The sequence below is a fragment of the Streptomyces sp. GbtcB7 genome (assembly GCF_019091445.1).
Classification (GTDB): domain Bacteria; phylum Actinomycetota; class Actinomycetes; order Streptomycetales; family Streptomycetaceae; genus Streptomyces; species Streptomyces mirabilis.
In genome coordinates, this window is sequence record NZ_JAGXJM010000253.1 from 1 (window position 1) to 285 (window position 285).

General features: G+C 70.2%; 1 protein-coding gene. It reads left to right on the forward strand.

What is annotated here, in order from left to right; all coding sequences use genetic code 11:
• Positions 1-285 (forward strand): hypothetical protein (locus KVT44_RS56010; RefSeq protein WP_217576964.1); only part of this gene is annotated, 285 nt, incomplete at both ends.

A 285-nucleotide genomic window follows, 5' to 3' on the forward strand; every position in this document is an offset into this window, starting at 1 on the left:
GTGAGCCCGCCGCGGCCGCGACCGCGGTGTACGTGAAGGACGCCATGGCGCGATCCGTCGGGAAGGGATGGGGCATCTCCGACCTCGGGGGTTCCTGGACGACGGGGCCCGGAGCCGTGGCATCCGTCCGTGATGGCCGGGGGTGGATCTCGAGCCCGCAACCCGGACGCACAGCACGAATGTCCCTCGGCGGCACGATGCGGGATGTCGACTCCACCTTCTCGCTCTCGGTTCCCAGCGTGCCGACATCGGGCACCGGTCTGTACCTCTCCCACGGTGTTCGCG